Source organism: Arthrobacter sp. JDC6 (genome assembly GCF_056484025.1).
Map to the genome: position 1 here is coordinate 2,200,223 of NZ_CM151278.1, position 17,730 is coordinate 2,217,952.

The window sequence follows — 17,730 nt, forward strand, 5'->3', positions numbered from 1 at the left end:
TGGTCCGCGCACGTACTACGTAAGGGACGCTGGGGCAGCGTGGCCGGAGAACGGCACAGTCCAGTCTACCGTCCGCCGGAGCAGTGCACTTTCCGCGGGAACCTGCTGCGGGCAATTGCTGCTGATGCCGTGGGCGTCACCGCGGCCTGCGGCCCCGGAGTGTCGGAGAGAATGAGGTCATGGAATTCGATCGGCTGCTCCAGATCCGGCGCATCTACGCCCAGCCCGCCGCGTTGGAGCTGCCCCGGGGACAGGAGATCGTGGCACGCTGGCCGGATGCCGACGTCGTACTGGTCGAAAACCATTGGAACATTCCGGACGTGCATGGTGACGAAACCAACGTCCCGCGCTGGTCCCGGATCAAGACAGAAGCGCTGGTCCTTGGCGTCAAGAAGTCGCTGGCCGTCAAGCCCAATGGGCGGTCAGCAGACTTCATCGCACCCTCCACAGCCAACGGCTGCGCCATGGCCTGCGCCTACTGCTACGTGCCGCGCCACAAGGGCTACAGCAATCCGGTCACGGTCTTCGCCAACATTGGCCAGATCGCCGGAGCCATTGAGCGGCACGCCGTTCGCCAGGGGATCAAGCTGGAGCCCAACCAGTGCGACCCGGAACTCTGGGTCTACGACATCGGCGAAAACAGTGACTGCTCGGTCGATGCACTGATCAGCGACAACGTGGAGGAGCTTGTCACGCTTTTCCGCGAACTGCCCAATGCGAAGCTGTCCTTTGCCACCAAGTTCGTCAACCCGGCAATGCTGGACTGGGAGCACGGCGGGCACACCCGGATCCGCTTTTCGCTGATGCCCGCGGACCTGGCGAAGTCCATTGACGTCCGGACGTCGCCGGTGGCGGAGCGGATGGCCGCCATCAACGACTTTGTTGAGGCCGGCTACCAGGTGCATGTGAACTTCTCCCCCGTCATCATCACCGACACCTGGCTCTCGGACTGGGAGCAGCTGCTGCGCCAACTCGATTCGACCCTGACGCCGGCGGCCAAGGAGCAGCTGGCCGCGGAAGTCATTTTCCTGACGCACAATGACCAGCTGCACCAGGTCAACCTGGGCTGGCATCCGCAGGCTGAAGACGTCCTGTGGCGTCCCGATCTCCAGGAAGCCAAGGTCTCGTCGAACGGTTTCAGCAACGTCCGGTACCGGGCGCGGGCGAAGGCGGGGTACGTCCGGCAGCTCACCACACTGATGGGGAAGTTAACTCCCTACTGCCGCATCCGCTACGCGTTCTAGGGTTCGCTCCCGAGGTACGCGCTGTCCGTCAGGCGTCATGCTTCTCCGGGCCAGGGGCCTCGGCCCGGATCGTTTCCGCGTGCTCGTCGTGGCCGCCCTTGGCCTTGCCGAACGGCAATACTTTCAGCAGCGGTCCTACGACTGCCAGGATTACCAGGCCCCAGGCGAGACCGATAACTGCCGAGCACAGGGTGTCGACCAGCCAAGCCAGGAAGCCGCCCACAACCGCAACCCCGGCCACCGGGTGCTCGAGTGCATGGATCAGGTCATAGGGTGCATGCCAGCCGAGGTCGTGTGCCCCCTGCACCATGATGTGCCCGCCCACCCACAGCATGGCGATTGTTCCCACCAAGGTAATGGTGGTCAGCACGGCGGGCATGCCCCTCACCAGCAGATGCCCAAGGCGCTTGGCGCGGGGAGAGTCCTTGGCAGCCAGATGGACCCCGATGTCGTCCATCTTGACGATGAGTGCCACCGCGCCATAGACAAGCACCGTGATGGCGAACGCGACCATGACCAGGATGAACGCGCGGACCCAGATGGACTCGGCGGCAACCTCGTTCATGGAGATGACCATGATTTCGCAGGACAGGATGAAGTCCGTGGTGATGGCGCCCTTGACCACCTTGGCCTCTGCGTCGTGCCCGCGGTCCACCGCCGGAGCATCCCCGTCCTCTTCGTGGCCGCCGCGGAGTTTGTGCCAGACCTTTTCTGCGCCCTCGTAGCAGAGGTAGGTGCCGCCCAGCATGAGGATGAACGGGATGATTCCCGGGACGAACGCGCTGATGAGCAGCAGGGCCGGGAGGATGATCAGGAGCTTGTTCCGGATGGAGCCCCAAAAGATCTTCTTGATCATCGGCAGTTCACGGGACGGGTCCGAGCCCGACACATACTGCGGGGTGACGGCGGCGTCGTCGATCACGACGCCCGCGGCCTTGGCCCCGGCCTTGGCGGCGCCGGCCGCGACGTCGTCCACCGAGGCGGCCGCAATCCGGGCCAGGGCCGCAACGTCATCGAGCAGGGCAACCAGGCCGCCGCTCACAGTTGGCCTCCGCGCAGCACGGTAACGGACCGATGGGTATTGAGGGCTGGGTGCGAGAAGGGCATGTTGGGAGTATATTGCAGCGGGCGCTCAGCCCTTCTTCAGTTCCTCGGCGAGCATTACGATGATGCCGCTGGGCCCCCGGACGTAGGTCAGCTTGTAGACGTCTTCGTAGGTGGCCACACCGCGCAGGGGGTGGCAGCCGTGCTTCGCCGCGATTTCAAGTGCTGCGTCGATGTCCTCCACTGAGAATGCGACGCGGTGCATGCCGATCTCGTTGGGCAACGTGGGTGGAGTCTCGATCGCCGCGGGGTGGATGTACTCGAAGAGCTCAAGGCGGCCGTGTCCGTCCGGGGTTTGGAGCATGGCGATTTTGGCGTGGTTCCCGTCAAGGCCCACGGCGGTGTCCGCCCACTCTCCACTGACCGTCTGCCGGCCCAGGACGGTGAGTCCGAGATCGGTAAAGAACGCGATGGCCGCGTCAAGGTCGCGGACGGCTATGCCGACGTTTTCCAGCTTGATGGGCATGGCCAGACATTACCAAGTCGCAGGGGGTTTCAGGACAACAACCGGACAATGTACCGGTCCAGTCGCTAAAACCATGAGATGTAGGACCGGGTCGGGCTCCAGTGAATAACGCCGCCCTGGTAGTTCTGGGCCACGCTTCCGTCATTGCCCGTCGCGTATTCGTTACTGGTGGGGTATCCGAGGCGGCCGGATTCAAACCCTGTGGAGGCCCAGATTGAACGGATGCCGCCAACGGAGATGTGGGCCCCTGTTGCCGGCGACCAGATGATGGCGCCGCCCTGGTAGTTCTGGTACACCCCGCCGTCCCTGAGCCCGCCCACTTCGTCGGTGACCGGGTATCCCAGCCCGCCGTTTTCAAACCCCGTGGCCGCCCAAAGACTGCGGATCGCCCCCACCGAGATGTGGGCCCCTGTTGCCGGCGACCAGATGATGGCGCCGCCCTGGTAGTTCTGGTACACCCCGCCGTCCCTGAGCCCGCCCACTTCGTCGGTGACCGGGTATCCCAGCCCGCCGTTTTCAAACCCCGTGGCCGCCCAAAGACTGCGGATCGCCCCCACCGAGATGTGGGCCCCTGTTGCCGGCGAGTAGAGGATGCATCCGCGTTCAAAACACTGGTATCCGCCGTTGTCCTTCAGGCCGTAGATCTCCGGGGTGGTGGCTGCTCCCAGCCCACCGTTGAGTGACGCCGCCTTCACCGCAATGGGAGTCTGCGCGGGTGCGGGCGCAGCCGTGGTGAAGGTCCACGTCCTGTCCGATGCCAGGGGATTGCCTGCTGCATCCTTTACCCCGGCCACGCCGCCCGTGATGGTTGCCGTGTACGTCGAACCGGCCGCCAGGTCGGCACTGGGGTTCAATGTGGCCACTTTGTCTGTGCTGTTGTACGACACGGCGGCCGGCACCGTCGTCGTCCCCGTCTTCAAGGTGAACGTGTTCGCTGTAATCGTCGAGGCAGTCATGGCCTCCGAGAACGTCCCGGTCACGTTCGCCGCCACTGCCACACCCGTGGCACCGGCAGCGGGAGACGTCGCCGTCACGGTGGGGGCTGCCGTATCAGTGCTGCCGCCGCCGGTCGGATCGTAGTAGTGCCAGTACCGGCTGGTCGCATTCGCATCCGCAAGCACCAGCAGGCCGCTGTTCGCCGTGCCACGGTCGGCACTGTTGAGGTTTTGTTTGGTCGAGGTCACGTTGTGCACATATTGGTCGGCGTCCACGATGCGGGCTGTCTTGGTGGTGGTGAAGCTGATCTTGTCCAGCGGCGTGGACTTCTCGTAGATCGCGCCTCCCGTACTGGTGCAGACACCGGCATCCGTCGTGCCGCTAGGTTTCGGATAGGTGGCGAAAGTACGCAGCCGCTGGGTGCTCTCGTCAATCATCACGATCACGCGGTTGGGACACTCCGCCACGGTTGCGATCGTGTGCGCCGACCACGTGGTTCCACTGAGTGCCAGGAGCTGTATCAGGGGCTGGGATGCTGACGTGTAGGACGTCTTGATAGCGGCGAAAACCCTGCCACCCGAGGAGTCCAGCCACTTCAGATTCATATGGTCATCGCTGCTGCTCTGGCCCGAAACTGCCGCAACGGGAGTGCTCCAGGACGTGGTCGAGGCGCCGTCGACGTGGTAGCTCCAGTACATGCCATCGGTGGAGTCGCCGACCTGCCGGCTCCACATGACGCCCATCTTCCCGTCGAACGCGATAACGGCCGACGTGTCATCCACGGAGACGTTGCTCATCGATGCCGGATGCTGGAAGGGGGTTCCCCACGTTTTGCCGTCCGTGGCGGTCACGTTGAGGTAGATCCTGTTTCCCTGCTGCCACGTGGCCCAGACCCTGCCAGTGGTGTCCTTATCGATGGTCAGGACCTCAACTTTGGAGTTGTTGATCTGGGTGGAACTCAGCAGGCTGTACTTTTTGGTGCTCGAGTCATAGCTGTAGCGGCGCAATGTTGTGGGGTAGTTGGGCTCAGCCGGCAGCTCGTCGTTAACGAACCGGTAGCTGGCCACATACAGCGTCTTCCCGTCCCACAACACGTCGTGGTGGGTGCTTGGGCGGGGATCAGTTGCCACACCCGTATCCACCCAGGAACCCGTCGCGGCATTGAACCTGAAGATGTGGAAATCCGACGTGGCCGAACTCCACAGGTTGCCCCACCAGGAGCCGTCGGTGAACCACAGCGAACTGGTGGCCCGCTTGGTGCCCGTGGGACTGTCCGTTCCTGTATGCGATGGACCTTCAACGCCAACATCACCGGTGGCAGCCGACGCCGGGACCGGCACTGCCAGAGCAGCCAGCACAACCAACATCGCTGTCAGGAGGCCGCAAGCCAAGCGATCAAGTCCTAGCAATTGGAAAAGCGCGGCCCTCCTGGAACTACTGCCACGCTCGCCCCTGTGGAAAAACGGACTATAAATCAATTTAGCTCCCCGGAGTCCAATGCCACCGCCAATTATCAGTTCGTTCAGTGTCATTGCTGGGGGCATCCGAAACAATCCCGGGCTCCCCCTAATCCCTGCCCCTACACGGCAAAAGGAACGTATTCTTCGGGTTTCCACAGCAGTTCCACATTGTTATTGCATAGACTTCGATTTTGTGGAGGCCTGCTAAAAAGCATTTTCAGCACGAAGCCATTTACGTCTGAATTGACAGTTCTGCTGGATGTTTGCAGCGGTGTATGGACTACCGCTGGTGATCCGTTCCGGCACTTCCTATCGCCTGCGGAGCGCACACGGGTCCACCTCCGTCAACCGCCGGTCTGTACAGCGAATACCGAACGACGGGAGACTATCGCCATGCGCAACCTCACCTTCGCCATGAACATGAGCGTGGATGGCTACATTGCCGCGCCCGGGGACAACCTCGGCTGGGGCGTACCGAGCGACGAGCTGTTTCAATGGTGGTCGGACCGGGTTGCGGTGACCGGGCTGGCGCTGTACGGGCGCAAACTGTGGGAGACCATGAGCTCCCACTGGCCGACTGCCGACCAGCAGCCTGGCGCCACGCCGGCGCAGATCGAGTTCGCCCACCGCTGGCGGGAGATGCCGAAGGCAGTGTTCTCCTCGACTATCAGCACGGTCGGCTGGAACACCCGCCTGGTCACCGGCGACGCGGTCACCGAAATCACCCGGCTCAAGGCCGGCGACGGCGGCGCCATGGACATCAGCGGTGCCACACTCGCCGGGGCGGCCATGCGGGCCGGGCTGATCGACGACTACGTGCTCGTCACCCACCCGGTCCTGGTGGGCGGCGGCACGCCGTTCTTCACCGCCCTGGACAACTGGGTAAACCTGAGCCTGGTGGAGACCCGGCCGTTTCCCGACGGCGTGTTGCTGACCAGGTACGAGACCAGGCGCTGAATACCCGACGTCGGGTCAGCATGGCCCCGGGCCAACCAAGAATCTCGCTGCACTCTGTTATGAGGCGATGGACGTTCGTGCAGGATCGTGTTCTTCACCAAAGGCGACCGTCCGGGTATGGATCCGACTGAGGGGCAGCGGCCCATTCAATTGGGCCCATTCGGTGCCTCGAAGGCCTCTGCACCTCGAAACACCGGGACTCTTACTTACCCGAGTCATGAGACAGATCCAGACGGACCAGGAGACGAGTTTGGCTGTCCGCAAGGGGATCGGCTACCGCACCGTTGTGAAGTGCTCAACGACCGGGAACGGGTCGTAGAAATGGTGCAGCAGGCCCTTCCATTGCTCGTAGTCGGCGGACCCACGGAAGCCGTCGGTGTGAGCTTCCATCGAATCCCACTCAACGAGGAGAAGGTACACGTTTGGGGACTCGATCGACCGCGAAATCGAAAGACTGCGGAACCCCGGCTGCCTGCTGATCAGAGGTCGCGCCACCCGGAATGCCTCTTGGAAATCCGACTCGCTGCCGGTACGGACGGGGAGGATCGCGTGCTCCAGAATCACTCGCTCAGCTTCTCACAGCCGTCCGGTTGACGATCCCTTACGGGGACAGGATGTAGCGTCGTTCCGGCCGGCCCGGCGAGTTGCGAACCTTAACGTCGGACGTTGGAATCCAGCCGGCACTTTCGTAGGAGGCGATGGCTCTCGTGTTGTCAGCGATAACCCAAAGCTCCATAGAAATCTGCACGTCCAGCGAGTGGCGTCGGACATGATCAAGGAGTTGGCGCGCAAGACCGTTGCCCCAGGCTTCCGGGTCAACTGCTAGATAGAGCACTTCCAAAACATCCAGTCGAGGAACGACGATCGAGAACGCCATCGCGCGATCACCAGTACGGGCCATTAGTAGCAGCGCCCCGTCAAGGGCAAGCGCTGATTCAATACCCGGCAGTTTGTCGTCGACCGCTGGAATTACGGGGAGTTGATCCCGCAGAGCGGTAGCGCGAGCCCAGATTCCGGCCGCGTCCCGTGCGGACGCGCTTCCCTGCTCCGCACGAACGTCTGGAAGTGGTGTTAGGTTCATTAGTCGATCCTGTCACGACGACGAGCAGGGATATCTCAGTGCGCATTGGCTCAGCCTGGGGAAGTGACGATGTACCGCCCGTAAGCCGGTGGCCGAGCGCGCGGCCACGCAAGATTCTTCCCTCGGCACCGTTGCTGGCCTCCCTATGCACGTTTACCCCGCACGATGATTGCACGGTGAAGGTGCGGCGGATTCAAGTGGTCGACGCAACAACGGGCTACTTTCGGGCTCTGTCGCCCTGTGGTTGAAGTCTACGAGAGTACGAAGGGGAGCTATAGAACGGCCCCCTGGATAGGCTGCGCAAAGAGGTTATCCCTCATTAGAAAGATCGCCTGTAGATTCGGTACCGGGACGTCCAAAGAACACGTCCTTCCGCAATGAAGGGGGCGTTGTCGTGGGCCTTGATGGTTACAAGGGAAAACCAATCGTGGAGATAACTGAGCACTGGCGATCGCCCTTAGGTGCCAGCGCCGCCATCGAAGCCATTGCGGGATCGTTCGCTAAGTCACGCGCGAAGGTTGAAATCGACGGCGGAGCGGTACGTATCCGTGCTGGCTCTAATTGGTTTTATAGGATCCTCGGAAACCTCCTTTCAGGCGAGAAAGTTCTTCCAGTTGCCCTGGAGGTTACGGCGACAGCAATCGATGACGGGTGCAAGCTTCAGGCACGCGCTTTTGACACTTTCGGGTGGCGTTTGACGGACCGAACTTTTTTCGGCGCAGAACAGTCTTTTAGGAATCGCCTTGAAGATCTACTGAAGAGTGCTGCCACTGCAGGCCACGTTGTGAACCGGAGGATAGGGGCAGACTGACGGGACGCGAGAGAGGCGTCGCCAGTCGGCAGCTGGAGGCTCTTGGCGCGGGAGCCTATCCGTCCGTCGAGAATTGAAAGATTGCTGCCGGAGTGAGGTAGCCGAGGCTTTTGCGTGGCCTGCTGTTCAGCTCGACGCAGACCTGTTTGACGTGGACCTCTGAATGGACGGAGAGATCCGTACCCTTTGGGAAGTATTGGCGCGCGAGGCCATTAAAGTTCTCATTCGCGCCGCGTTGCCAGGGGCTGGACCGCTCCGCGAAGTAGATCCGCAGTCCGGTAGCGGCCGCTAATTCCTGATGACGGGCCATTTCCACGCCTTGGTCCCAAGTCAGTGTCTGCTTCAGGTGAGCCGGCAAGCCTGAGAAGGCAGCGATGATCGCTTGGTTGGTCTGCGCTGCGGTGTGTCCGTGCGGAAGGTTGATGATGATTCCGTAGTGGGTCTTTCGTTCCCGTAAGGTGACCATAGCGGATGCGGAACCAACCCCCACGATGAGGTCACCTTCCCAGTGGCCGGCCTCTTCTTTGGCATCAACCTCTGGCGGTCTTTCGTGAATCATCGTCATGTTCTTCACGACGGAACCATGACCTGATCCTGTCCGCCAGCGGTGCTTACGAATCTTTCGCCCTGTGCGCAGGCGTGGCTTGCCAGCCGTTCTTAGCCCGCCATGATCGCCGAACAATAGTGCTTGGTAGATTGTCTCCGGACAGAGCCGCAGCGCTGGTTCAGCGGGAAATTCCAGCGCCAACCACCCGCAGATCTGCTCCGGCGACCAGTGACTGGTTAGCTTTGTTTGCACCAGTGCGTGCATGTAAGCGGCCATGAAAAACTGCCCATAGGCGGCCACGAAATTGCCCACTGACGGCCAGTAGAACTGCCCACTGGTGGCCATGAGATCTGCCCACTTCCTCAACTGTTCCTGCCGCGTCTTCAGCGGCGGGGGCCTCTCCCCGGGATTTGATGACGGTGTCTAGTCGCACCAAATGTCGTCCCAGGAAGAGGCCCTGTATGAAGCATGACGGAGAAATCATGGAAATTCTTGCTGCCTATGATCTGACCGGATCGTTGCGCGCCACCGCGGAGCTCACGGGCTGCTCGCACCACACTGTAGCCAGGCACGTCGCCGCGCGGGACGCCGGCCGGCCAATTGCAGAACCGGCGCCCCGGCCCAGGGTCACGGACGCTTACCTGCCTAAGATCGAGGAATGGGTAGAGGCGTCCAAGGGCCGGATCCGCGCCGACAAGGCCCACGAAAAGCTGCTCGCCCTAGGCTATGAGGGGTCCGAGCGGTCTACGCGCCGGGCGATCGCGCAGGTCAAGGCCGCGTGGCGGCTCGGACACACCCGTGTGCACCGGCCGTGGATCACCGAGCCTGGGATGTGGCTGCAGTACGACTTCGGCGACGGGCCACGGATCGGCGGCGTAAAAACCATTCTGTTCGTTGCCTGGCTGGCGTTCTCAAGGTTCCGGATCGTGATCCCGTTGCGGGACCGGACCGCGCCGAGCGTGTTCGCAGCCCTCGACCGGTGCTTCCGGATCCTGGGCGGGGCACCAACGTATGTCCTGACCGATAACGAGAAAACCGTGACAACGGCCCATGTCGCAGGGGTTCCGGTGCGGAACCAGCAGACCCTGGACTTCGCCCGGCACTACGGGGTCACCGTGCTGACCTGCCAGCCCGCGGACCCTGCAACGAAAGGCGGAGTCGAAGCGTCGGTGAAACTGGCCAAAGCCGACCTCGTGCCCACCGACACGAACCTGAGGCCCGGTTACGCTTCCTTTGCCGAGCTGGAGGCCGCCTGCGAGGCGTTCATGGACGAGGTCAACAACCGCGAACACCGGGCCACCCGACGTAAACCCGCAATGGTTTTGGCGGAGGAAGCGGCCCGGCTGCACCGGATCCCGGAGACCGCGCACACGGTCGCGTTCGGGCTGGCCCGTATAGTCCCGGAGAACACCCCGATGGTCTCCTTCGAGAACGCCCAGTACTCGGTGCCGTCGCATTTGCTCGGCGCGAAGGTGTTCGTCCGCTCCCACGGCACCGGCCCTGACGAACAGGTCATCATCGTCCACCACGGCCCGACCGGCCCGGTCGAAGTCGCCCGCCACGGCCGGGCAAGGCCCGGCAGTCCCGCGGTCATCGAGGAGCACTTCCCAGGGACCAGTACCAGAACCCCGGGCGACTACGCCGTGAAGGCACGCACCGCCGGTGAAGCCGAGTTCCTGGCCATCGGCGCCGGCGCCAAGACCTGGCTCGTGGAAGCCGCGGCTGCAGGAACAGGCCGGATGAACATGAAAATGGCCGAGGCCGTGACCCTGGCCAAGATCGCCGGGACCGAGTCCGTGGACCGTGCCCTGGGAGACGCCGCGCTGCACGGCCGGTTCGCCCACGGCGACCTGCCCTCCATCCTGAACGCGAACATCCGCCGCACCACCACCCACGCCGCTAACGAAACCAGGTCCCTCACCCAAGGCACCAGCGCCTGGGCAGGCCTCGGCGCCGAGCCGTCCAGCGCCCCCGCAAAGGAGCAGAGCCGATGAGCCCGGTCACCACCACGAACACCACCGCCCCGGCCCTGCCGGCCGAACTGGAAGCGCTGATGCGGCAACTGAAGATGCCCCACGCCCGGGCACTGGCACCGGAGCTGATCGCGACCGCCCGCGCCCAGCGCTGGGAACCAACCGAGATCATCAAGGCACTGTTCACCGAAGAAGCCGCAGGCCGGGCCCGGTCCATGCTCGCCACCCGGCGCAAAGCAGCAGGCTTCCCGACCGGGAAGACCTTCGACGTCTGGGACCCCGCCGTCTCCTCCATCCCGGCGCCCACCCAGCAAGCCCTGCGCACCCTGGAATGGATCACCCGACGCGAGAACCTGGTCGTCTGCGGGCCCTCCGGCACCGGGAAAACGTTCTTCCTCGAAGCCCTCGGCCAGCAAGCCGTCGAAGCCGGGATGCGCGTTGCCTGGTTCAGACTCGAAGACCTCGGCGCCCTCATCCGCGCACACCGCACCGACGACAGCGTCACCAGGGCCGTGGCTAGAATCCTCCGCGCGGAACTCGTCGTGATCGATGACATCGGCCTTCTCCCGGTGGCCACCGACGCCGCCGAAGGACTCTACCGGGTCGTGGACGCCGCCTACGAGAAACGCTCCGTCGCGATCAGCTCGAACCTGCACCCCGCCGGCTTCGATGAACTGATGCCCAAAACCCTCGCCACGGCAACCGTGGACCGGCTCCTGCACCACGCCCACGTCTGCCAAACCAGCGGCGACTCCATCCGACTCACTCAAGCCCTCGCCGGGAAAGGAGTCACCGAACTGAACTAACAAACCCTCGACGATGGCCAATCCCACCGAAAACCCTCAGTGGGCAGATCTGTTGGCCATCACCGGGCAGATTTACTGGCCACCAGCGGGCCGATTAACTGGCCGCCCGTGGGCAGAAACCAAAGGCCATTGACACGTGCAGGCGTGGATTAGCGTGCAATTTCCGATCCCTCGGCCGACGTCGCTGGCTGCGCGCTTCGTGATCGGCGATATGGGGCAAGTAGCGCCCCCGGGGATCACGGTGCCGGTCAAGCTCCCGTTTGATGGTCGAGGCATGCCTCCCCAGCTCCCTGCCAATTTGCCGCAGAGAACATCCCAAGCGGAGCAGGTCCGCCATTTGAAGCCTCTCGCGCAGGCACAAGTACCTGCCCGATGGTGGTTTGAGGCTGGCCCGTGGCTGTTGCGCCCTCTGGTTCCGAAGCCTTGTCCCGATAACCCTGCTCACGCCCAACATCCTGCAGGCGGCAGCATTGGAAGCACCGGAGCCCACCAACTCCCAATATCGTGTCTCCCGTAACGCGCGTCGCTTTTGTGCTGGAGACAAAGGAGCTGCAACCCTCTCGGCAACGATCCTCGCGGTCCGAATCGCTTCCCGCTCGGCTTTCAGCAGACGTGCTTTTTCGGCTTCCAGTTCTTTTCTCCGTTGGGCTTCCCATCTAACGGTTGTCCCCGGGGACAGTCGTAACGCATCGACAACCTCTGCCAGCGGAAGTCCACTTCGCAGAGCGATGAAACGCCGGTAGACCCACCGGTACCCTGTCGTGTGCTTTACGCCTGCTGATGTTGCAGCAGCCAATACGCTCATGCCGGTGGAGTATGAGGACCAGAACGCTTCCTCAACAGCTGGGTCGACTTGGAAGTGATGGCGCCCGGAGCTTCTCAGGAAGCGTTCGTTCCATTTCTCGGCATTGCGTGACGTGAATCCCAGTTCGACCTGGGCAGCTACGTGGTCGAGGCCTTTGCTGCGGAATCGGAGGTACTCATCACGCAGCCACCGGTAACCCGTCTCCTTACCGACTCCGGTCACCCGTACTGATTCTCTGAAACTCTTGCCCTCCTTTATGAGAGCAAGAAACCTGACACCGGTGGGCGAATCGAACTGTTGATACATCGAAGGAACTCCCTGGATTGGGTGTTGCTTCGATCAACAGAATCAGGGGTGCCCTAACCGCTACACATCAAATCGTCTCAAAACCGGTGGTTTTCTGGACGGTTTCGAGACATCGGAGCAGGTGGGGGCATGAGGACCAAGGTACGCCGGCATAGCAGTGGGATGCGCGCCGGCCAGCTGCGCCTGCGGCGCCTACACGATTCGACGTGAGGCCGGTAGGACGGGGGCCACGCCCTGGCGCCGCCGGTGTCGTCACCTGCTCCTGGGGTTCTCCCCCGAGACCCAGAAGCCGGGAGACTCCCGCAACAAAGTCTGACAACCGTTCGGTGGAAGAGGTGCAGCCACCAGTGGATAGGAGCCTCGTCGGTACGATCAACAGTGGGGGCCTCACGCGCCGGAAGAAGCGACAAGACCCGTGACCGAGGGCTCTTTGTGCCCAGCCCGAGGCAGGCGCGGCCCGGTTTAGTAGATCCCCTACAAAATGGGCGGTGTTCCACCCCGGTAGCGTCGGCTGTACATTAGATTCCGCTTGTACAACCCCGACAGGACCACCATGAGCAATACCGAGACCACCCCCAAGAACAGCCCGCGGACGGAGCGCCGCCGCTGGAACGGCACTGACCTTGGGCTGATCGCCGTTTTTGCCGCCCTCGTGGCCGGCGCAGCCCTGGTGCCCGGACTGGCCCTGAACGGCTTCGGCGTCCCCATCACCTTCCAGACCCTGGCCGTCATGCTCACCGGACTGGTGCTGGGCCCCGCCCGCGGGTTCGCCGCCGTCGGGCTTTACACGCTCCTTGGCCTGGCCGGCCTGCCCATCTTCAGCCAGGGCCGCAGCGGCCTGGGCATCCTCGCCGGACCCTCGGCCGGCTACATCATCGCCTTCCCCATCGCCGCAGGCGTCGTGGGATGGCTGGCCACCGTGGTGATCAAACGCACCACCAAGGCCCGCGCCCTCTGGTTCTTCGTGGCTGCCACGGCCACGAGCATCGTGGTTGTGCACTCGCTGGGCATCCTGGGCATCGCGCTGAACTCCAAGGCCACCCTGGAGCAGGCCTTCCTGAGCGACCTGGTCTTCTACCCGGGCGACATCATCAAGAATGTCCTCGCCGCCGCGATCGCCGTCGCCCTTCACCGCGCCTTCCCCGACGTCCTGGTCCGCCGCGTGCGCCGGCGTACCGCCGCGTCCGAAAGCGCCTAGGACCTCCCGCCATGCCCGCAGTGACCTTTGACCAGGCGTCCGTCGCCGTCGAAACGGAGAACTCCGCACAGCCCAAAGTCCTCCTTGACGCGGTGACCCTCCGGCTGGAGGAGGCACGCGTGGGCGTCATCGGCGCCAACGGCTCGGGCAAGTCAACGCTGCTGCGCCTGGTCAACGGGCTCATCCAGCCCACCACCGGCACGGTGACGGTCGACGGCGACGATACAGTGCGTGCCGTGCGGAAAGTCAGGCGGAACGTCGGCTTCGTCTTCACCGATCCCCTCTCCCAGCTGGTGATGCCCACCGGCAGGGAGGATGTGGAGCTTTCCCTGCGCCGTTCCGTGAAAAACGGCCCCGAGCGGCGCCGCCAGGCCGGCCAGGCGCTCGAACGGCTGGGGCTCCTGCACCTGGCCGACCAGAGCATCTACGAGCTGTCCGGCGGTGAGCGCCAGCTCATGGCGCTCGCCGCCGTGCTCGCAGTGAACCCTGCGGTCCTGGTCCTGGATGAACCCTCCACCCTCCTTGACCTGCGCAACCGTGAGCTGCTCCGCCGGACGCTGGCCAACCTGGACCAGCAGATCATCATGTCCACCCATGACCTGGACCTGGCACTGGAAATGGACCGCGTCCTGGTCATCGAAGCAGGCCGCGTGGCATTCGACGGCGCCCCTGGCGAAGCCGTGGCAGCCTACCGTTCGTGGTGCCTGCAGGGGCTGAATCCGGCAGGCAGGGACGCTCCGTGAGGGGCCACGGATTCCTCCTGGCCAATTACGTGCCAGGCAACTCCCTTCTTCACCGCGCACCGCTGGCGCTGAAGTTCGGGCTTGTGTTTGCCTGCGGCCTGGCGTCCTTCGTCATCGTGGATTGGCGCATCTCCGCTGCCGTGCTGGCCATGCTCACCGGACTGTTCCTGTTGGCAGGCGCCGGCGCGAGACGGATCTGGGGAGCCGTCCGGCCGCTGGCTCCAGTGCTGTTGGCCATCGGGTTCTTCCAGTGGTGGCAGCTCGGCGGCCCCACTGCGGCGCGGATCGTCCTGAACATCCTGGTCTGCGTGGTGGCGGCGTCCCTGCTCACCGCCACCACACCCATTCAACAGCTCCTGGATGGCGTTGTCCGGCTGGCGCGTCCGTTCAGGAGGCTCGGCGCTGATCCTGAACGCTTCGCCCTGACTATTGGCATCATGCTCCGCAGCATCCCGTTCATTGCCGGCACGTTCGCCGACGTCCGCGATTCCGCCCGGGCACGGGGCCTGGAGCGCAACCCGCGCGCATTGATCCTGCCCGTGTTCATCACCTCCGTGGCCTACGCCCGCCAAACCGGCGAAGCGCTCGCCGCCCGCGGCCTCGGCGAGGCCGAGGACTGACACAGCCCCCCTGAAGATCAGGCTGGCGCCAGCTGCCGGTACTCCAGCAGTGCCGCGGTCCCCATGCCGCCCGCCATGCTGATCATCGCCAGCCCCAGGGTTCCCGGCGTGCCGGCGCACCTCGCCTGGGCCAGCAGCCGCGTCACCAGGACGGCCCCGGACGCACCGTAGGCATGCCCCAGAGCCAACGCACCGCCGTCGAGGTTTGCCCGCTCGGGATCGATGCCAAGCTGGTCCAGGCAGGCAAGTGCCTGCGACGCGAACGCCTCATTGAATTCCACCAGGTCCACCTCGCCGGCTGACACCCCGGCACGGGCCAGCACCTCCCGCGCGGCAGGGGCAGCACCGATCCCCAGTACCTGGGGGGCCACGCCGGCTGTGCCGGTGCCGCGCACCACCAGGCCGTCGCGTGCCCCCAGCCGGCGTGCGCGCTCCAGGGAGGTGATGACGACGGCGGCGGCGGCGTCCGCGTCGAAGCAGGAGTTTCCGGCGGTAACGGTTCCTCCCGGCACGAAGGCGGCCGGGAACCTTGCCATGATGGCGGGGGTCAGGCCGGCCCGCGGCCCGCCATCGACGGAGACGGTCCCGGCAGCGGTGGCCAGTGGCACGAGTTCGCCCGCGAAACGCCGGTCCCGGGTCGCCGTGAGGGCCTTCCGGTGGCTGGCAAGGGCGAAGGCATCCTGGCGGTCCCTGCCGACTCCGTATTCCGCGGCCACCGTTTCCGCGGCGGTACCCATGTCCGGATCGCCGTAGCTGGCCGGCACAAACTGGGCGCGGGCGTAAAACTCCGGGCCGCCGTCGTCCCTCCGGTTGGCGCGCAGGGGCGCGGTGCTGGTGCTCTCCACTCCCCCAGCCAGGTAAACGGGGCTGCCTCCTGCCGCCACGAGCCGGGCCGCGAGGACGATGGCGTCCAGTCCTGAGCCACACTGCCGGTCCACGGTGATCCCGGGTACGGTGACGGGCAGACCCGCCTCCAGCAAGGCCAACCGGGCCACGTTTCCGCCGCCGCCCACCGCGTTGCCGATCACGACGTCGGCAACGGAGTCCGGATCCAAGGACAGTTCGGAGACGAGCGCGCGCAGCACCGGGGCCAGGAGTTCATGTGCCCGCAGGGTGCGCAGGGCTCCGTTGACCGGGCACACCGGGGTGCGGCGGGCGGCGATGATCACCGGCTGGCGGTCCGGTGGCAGGAGCTCAGCGTGCACCGCGTCAGCCACCAAGGGGCCGTACCCTGGGATCCCGGGTGTTGATCCACTCCAGCAGCAGGTTCCGGCTGACCTTGCCGCGGTCCGTGGTGGGAAGTTCCGGCAGGAGGTAGTACTGCAGGGGCCGCTTGTGCCGGGACAGGATGTCCTCCAGGCCGGCGCGCAGCTGCGTGGCCGTCAGCCCGCCATGGGATGCAACCACCCCCGCCACCACGCGCTGGCCGCGCAGATCGTCAGCCACGCCGGCGGCCACCGCTGCCGCCACACCCGGGACTGCCGCCAGGGCCAGTTCCACCTCGTGCGGGTAGACGTTCCTTCCGGCGGTAAGGATCATGTCCGCGCGCCGGCCAAGGATGTGCAACTCGCCGTCCAGAAGGTAGCCCTGGTCCCCCACCGTGTACCAGTCGCCGAAGGACCGCAGCGCCTCGCCGTCGTCGCCCCACAGGTAACCGTTGCTCACCATGCCGCTGCGGACGCAGATGTTGCCGTAGCCGCCATCCGGAACCTCTCCGCCGTCGTCATCCAGGATCCGGACGTCCACGCCGGGAAAGGGCCGCCCGATTCCCGTACCGCCAGCCGCCGGAACCTGTCCCGCGGCCAGGCCCAGGCCGGAGACGAAGCTCAGCTCGGAGGCCCCGTAGTACTCATAAATGGTGGCGTTCGGCGCCCAGCGCCGTGCCGCTTCCAGGGTGCGGGCATCGAGTTTGGAGCCTGCACAGATGATGGTGCGGATTCCGGAGGCGTCCACGCACCCTGTCATCCCCCGTTCGCTGAGCATCCGCAGCATGGTGGGCACCAGGACCAGCCGGGTGACCCGGTCGTGGGTGATGGCAGCGTGGACGTCGCCGACGTCGAACGTCTCCAGTGTTTGGAACTCGGATCCGGCGTAGAGGCATTCGGCCAGGGCATAGAGGTTCAGGCTGGCAGCCAGCGGCCCGGGCGCAAGGGTGACGTCGTCCTGGCGAAGCCCGAAAAACTCGATTGAAGCGTCGAAGGACTGCTGCCATGACCGCCGGGAGCGGGTAAACGCCTTGGGTACAGACGTAGTGCCGGAAGTGAGGCCGATGAGGAAGCTGGAGCCAGGCGGGCCGTCGGCCAGCACGTCGTCCGGGGAGACCTGGGCCGGAACGGCGCATGCCTCCACCCGCCGGACAATATCCTCCTGCAGCGGTGCGGGCCACGAAGGGTCCAGGACCGCGCACTGGCGGCCGCCGGCCACGGCGGCTGCGAACTTCACGGCAAAGTCCACCGAATTGGACTCGCACAGGGTACTGACGGACTTCATCTCCGGCACCAGACCCGCGGCGGCATCCAGCAGCTCCGCCCAGTCCAGTCGCCGGCCCGCGATCACCACGGCAGTGTCCTGCGGCCGTTGCCCAGCCCAGAGCTGGATCTTGTCGAGGAAAGGCACGGACCAACTTTACCGGCCGCCACGGGTTGAGCCCCCGGCCCGCGGGTATTGTGACGA

The 17,730-nt window shown here is 64.5% G+C and carries 17 protein-coding genes; 8 read left to right on the forward strand and 9 right to left on the reverse strand.

Going from position 1 to position 17,730, the window contains the following annotated elements; translation table 11 throughout:
* Positions 1-179 precede the first annotated feature (179 nt).
* The gene (locus ACV095_RS10290; protein ID WP_018771171.1) at positions 180-1,244 is read left to right on the forward strand and encodes a spore photoproduct lyase family protein; all 1,065 of its coding nucleotides are present in this window, start codon (positions 180-182) and stop codon (positions 1,242-1,244) included.
* A gap of 28 nt (positions 1,245-1,272) precedes the next feature.
* Here the strand turns inward: ACV095_RS10290 and ACV095_RS10295 are convergent, their stop codons facing one another.
* From ACV095_RS10295 to ACV095_RS10305, 3 genes are all read right to left on the reverse strand, one after another.
* Positions 1,273-2,286 carry a DUF808 domain-containing protein gene (locus tag ACV095_RS10295; protein WP_268003127.1) on the reverse strand — a complete coding sequence of 338 codons (1,014 nt, stop codon included), beginning with the start codon at positions 2,284-2,286 and terminating at the stop codon, positions 1,273-1,275.
* A gap of 90 nt (positions 2,287-2,376) precedes the next feature.
* Positions 2,377-2,814 carry a VOC family protein gene (locus tag ACV095_RS10300; RefSeq protein ID WP_134164756.1) on the reverse strand — a complete coding sequence of 146 codons (438 nt, stop codon included), beginning with the start codon at positions 2,812-2,814 and terminating at the stop codon, positions 2,377-2,379.
* Positions 2,815-2,879: 65 nt separating this feature from the next.
* Positions 2,880-5,117 (reverse strand): Ig-like domain-containing protein, encoded by a 2,238-nt coding sequence (locus ACV095_RS10305; protein ID WP_478223385.1) that lies wholly within the window; start codon positions 5,115-5,117, stop codon positions 2,880-2,882.
* Between the two features lie 486 nt (positions 5,118-5,603).
* Here ACV095_RS10305 and ACV095_RS10310 point away from each other — a divergent pair, with 486 nt between their 5' ends.
* Positions 5,604-6,167: a dihydrofolate reductase family protein gene (locus ACV095_RS10310; RefSeq protein WP_018771175.1), complete on the forward strand. Its 564-nt coding sequence runs from the start codon at positions 5,604-5,606 to the stop codon at positions 6,165-6,167.
* A gap of 273 nt (positions 6,168-6,440) precedes the next feature.
* Here the strand turns inward: ACV095_RS10310 and ACV095_RS10315 are convergent, their stop codons facing one another.
* Together ACV095_RS10315 and ACV095_RS10320 are read right to left on the reverse strand one after the other, a co-directional pair.
* Entirely contained in the window at positions 6,441-6,731 is a 291-nt protein-coding gene (locus ACV095_RS10315; RefSeq protein WP_478223386.1) for an antibiotic biosynthesis monooxygenase family protein, read from the reverse strand.
* A gap of 37 nt (positions 6,732-6,768) precedes the next feature.
* Complete coding sequence (locus ACV095_RS10320) at positions 6,769-7,248, reverse strand: GNAT family N-acetyltransferase (protein ID WP_018771177.1); 480 nt, start codon at positions 7,246-7,248, stop codon at positions 6,769-6,771.
* A 394-nt stretch (positions 7,249-7,642) separates the two neighbouring features.
* Between ACV095_RS10320 and ACV095_RS10325 the strand changes: the two genes are divergently transcribed.
* A complete protein-coding gene (locus ACV095_RS10325) occupies positions 7,643-8,059 on the forward strand; it encodes a hypothetical protein (protein WP_134166166.1) in 417 nt (138 codons plus the stop codon).
* Between the two features lie 55 nt (positions 8,060-8,114).
* Here ACV095_RS10325 and ACV095_RS10330 read toward each other — a convergent pair whose 3' ends face one another.
* Positions 8,115-8,951, reverse strand: coding sequence for an IS30 family transposase (locus ACV095_RS10330; RefSeq protein ID WP_478223387.1), 837 nt, complete (start codon positions 8,949-8,951; stop codon positions 8,115-8,117).
* Between the two features lie 116 nt (positions 8,952-9,067).
* On the opposite strand from ACV095_RS10330, the gene istA reads away from it, so the two are divergent.
* Entirely contained in the window at positions 9,068-10,600 is a 1,533-nt protein-coding gene (istA, locus tag ACV095_RS10335; protein WP_223993174.1) for an IS21 family transposase, read from the forward strand.
* Positions 10,597-11,385, forward strand: a complete 789-nt coding sequence (gene istB / locus ACV095_RS10340; RefSeq protein ID WP_223917527.1) for an IS21-like element helper ATPase IstB — start codon at positions 10,597-10,599, stop codon at positions 11,383-11,385. Before istA ends, istB begins: the two co-directional genes overlap by 4 nt.
* A 94-nt stretch (positions 11,386-11,479) precedes the next feature.
* Here istB and ACV095_RS10345 read toward each other — a convergent pair whose 3' ends face one another.
* Positions 11,480-12,496 (reverse strand): helix-turn-helix domain-containing protein, encoded by a 1,017-nt coding sequence (locus ACV095_RS10345; RefSeq protein WP_478223388.1) that lies wholly within the window; start codon positions 12,494-12,496, stop codon positions 11,480-11,482.
* Between the two features lie 553 nt (positions 12,497-13,049).
* Between ACV095_RS10345 and ACV095_RS10350 the strand changes: the two genes are divergently transcribed.
* Genes ACV095_RS10350 through ACV095_RS10360 form a run of 3 tightly spaced genes read left to right on the forward strand, consistent with a single transcriptional unit; the run spans position 13,050 to position 15,057 of the window.
* Positions 13,050-13,694: a biotin transporter BioY gene (locus tag ACV095_RS10350; protein WP_478223389.1), complete on the forward strand. Its 645-nt coding sequence runs from the start codon at positions 13,050-13,052 to the stop codon at positions 13,692-13,694.
* A gap of 11 nt (positions 13,695-13,705) precedes the next feature.
* Complete coding sequence (locus ACV095_RS10355; protein WP_478223390.1) at positions 13,706-14,437, forward strand: energy-coupling factor ABC transporter ATP-binding protein; 732 nt, start codon at positions 13,706-13,708, stop codon at positions 14,435-14,437.
* Positions 14,434-15,057 (forward strand): energy-coupling factor transporter transmembrane component T family protein, encoded by a 624-nt coding sequence (locus ACV095_RS10360; RefSeq protein WP_056390257.1) that lies wholly within the window; start codon positions 14,434-14,436, stop codon positions 15,055-15,057. The genes ACV095_RS10355 and ACV095_RS10360 overlap by 4 nt, the downstream gene beginning before the upstream one ends.
* Positions 15,058-15,074: 17 nt before the next feature.
* Here the strand turns inward: ACV095_RS10360 and ACV095_RS10365 are convergent, their stop codons facing one another.
* Both ACV095_RS10365 and ACV095_RS10370 read right to left on the reverse strand, forming a co-directional pair.
* Positions 15,075-16,274, reverse strand: a complete 1,200-nt coding sequence (locus ACV095_RS10365) for a thiolase family protein (protein WP_478223391.1) — start codon at positions 16,272-16,274, stop codon at positions 15,075-15,077.
* Positions 16,267-17,673 (reverse strand): class I adenylate-forming enzyme family protein, encoded by a 1,407-nt coding sequence (locus tag ACV095_RS10370; RefSeq protein ID WP_478223392.1) that lies wholly within the window; start codon positions 17,671-17,673, stop codon positions 16,267-16,269. Before ACV095_RS10370 ends, ACV095_RS10365 begins: the two co-directional genes overlap by 8 nt.
* Positions 17,674-17,730 lie beyond the last annotated feature (57 nt).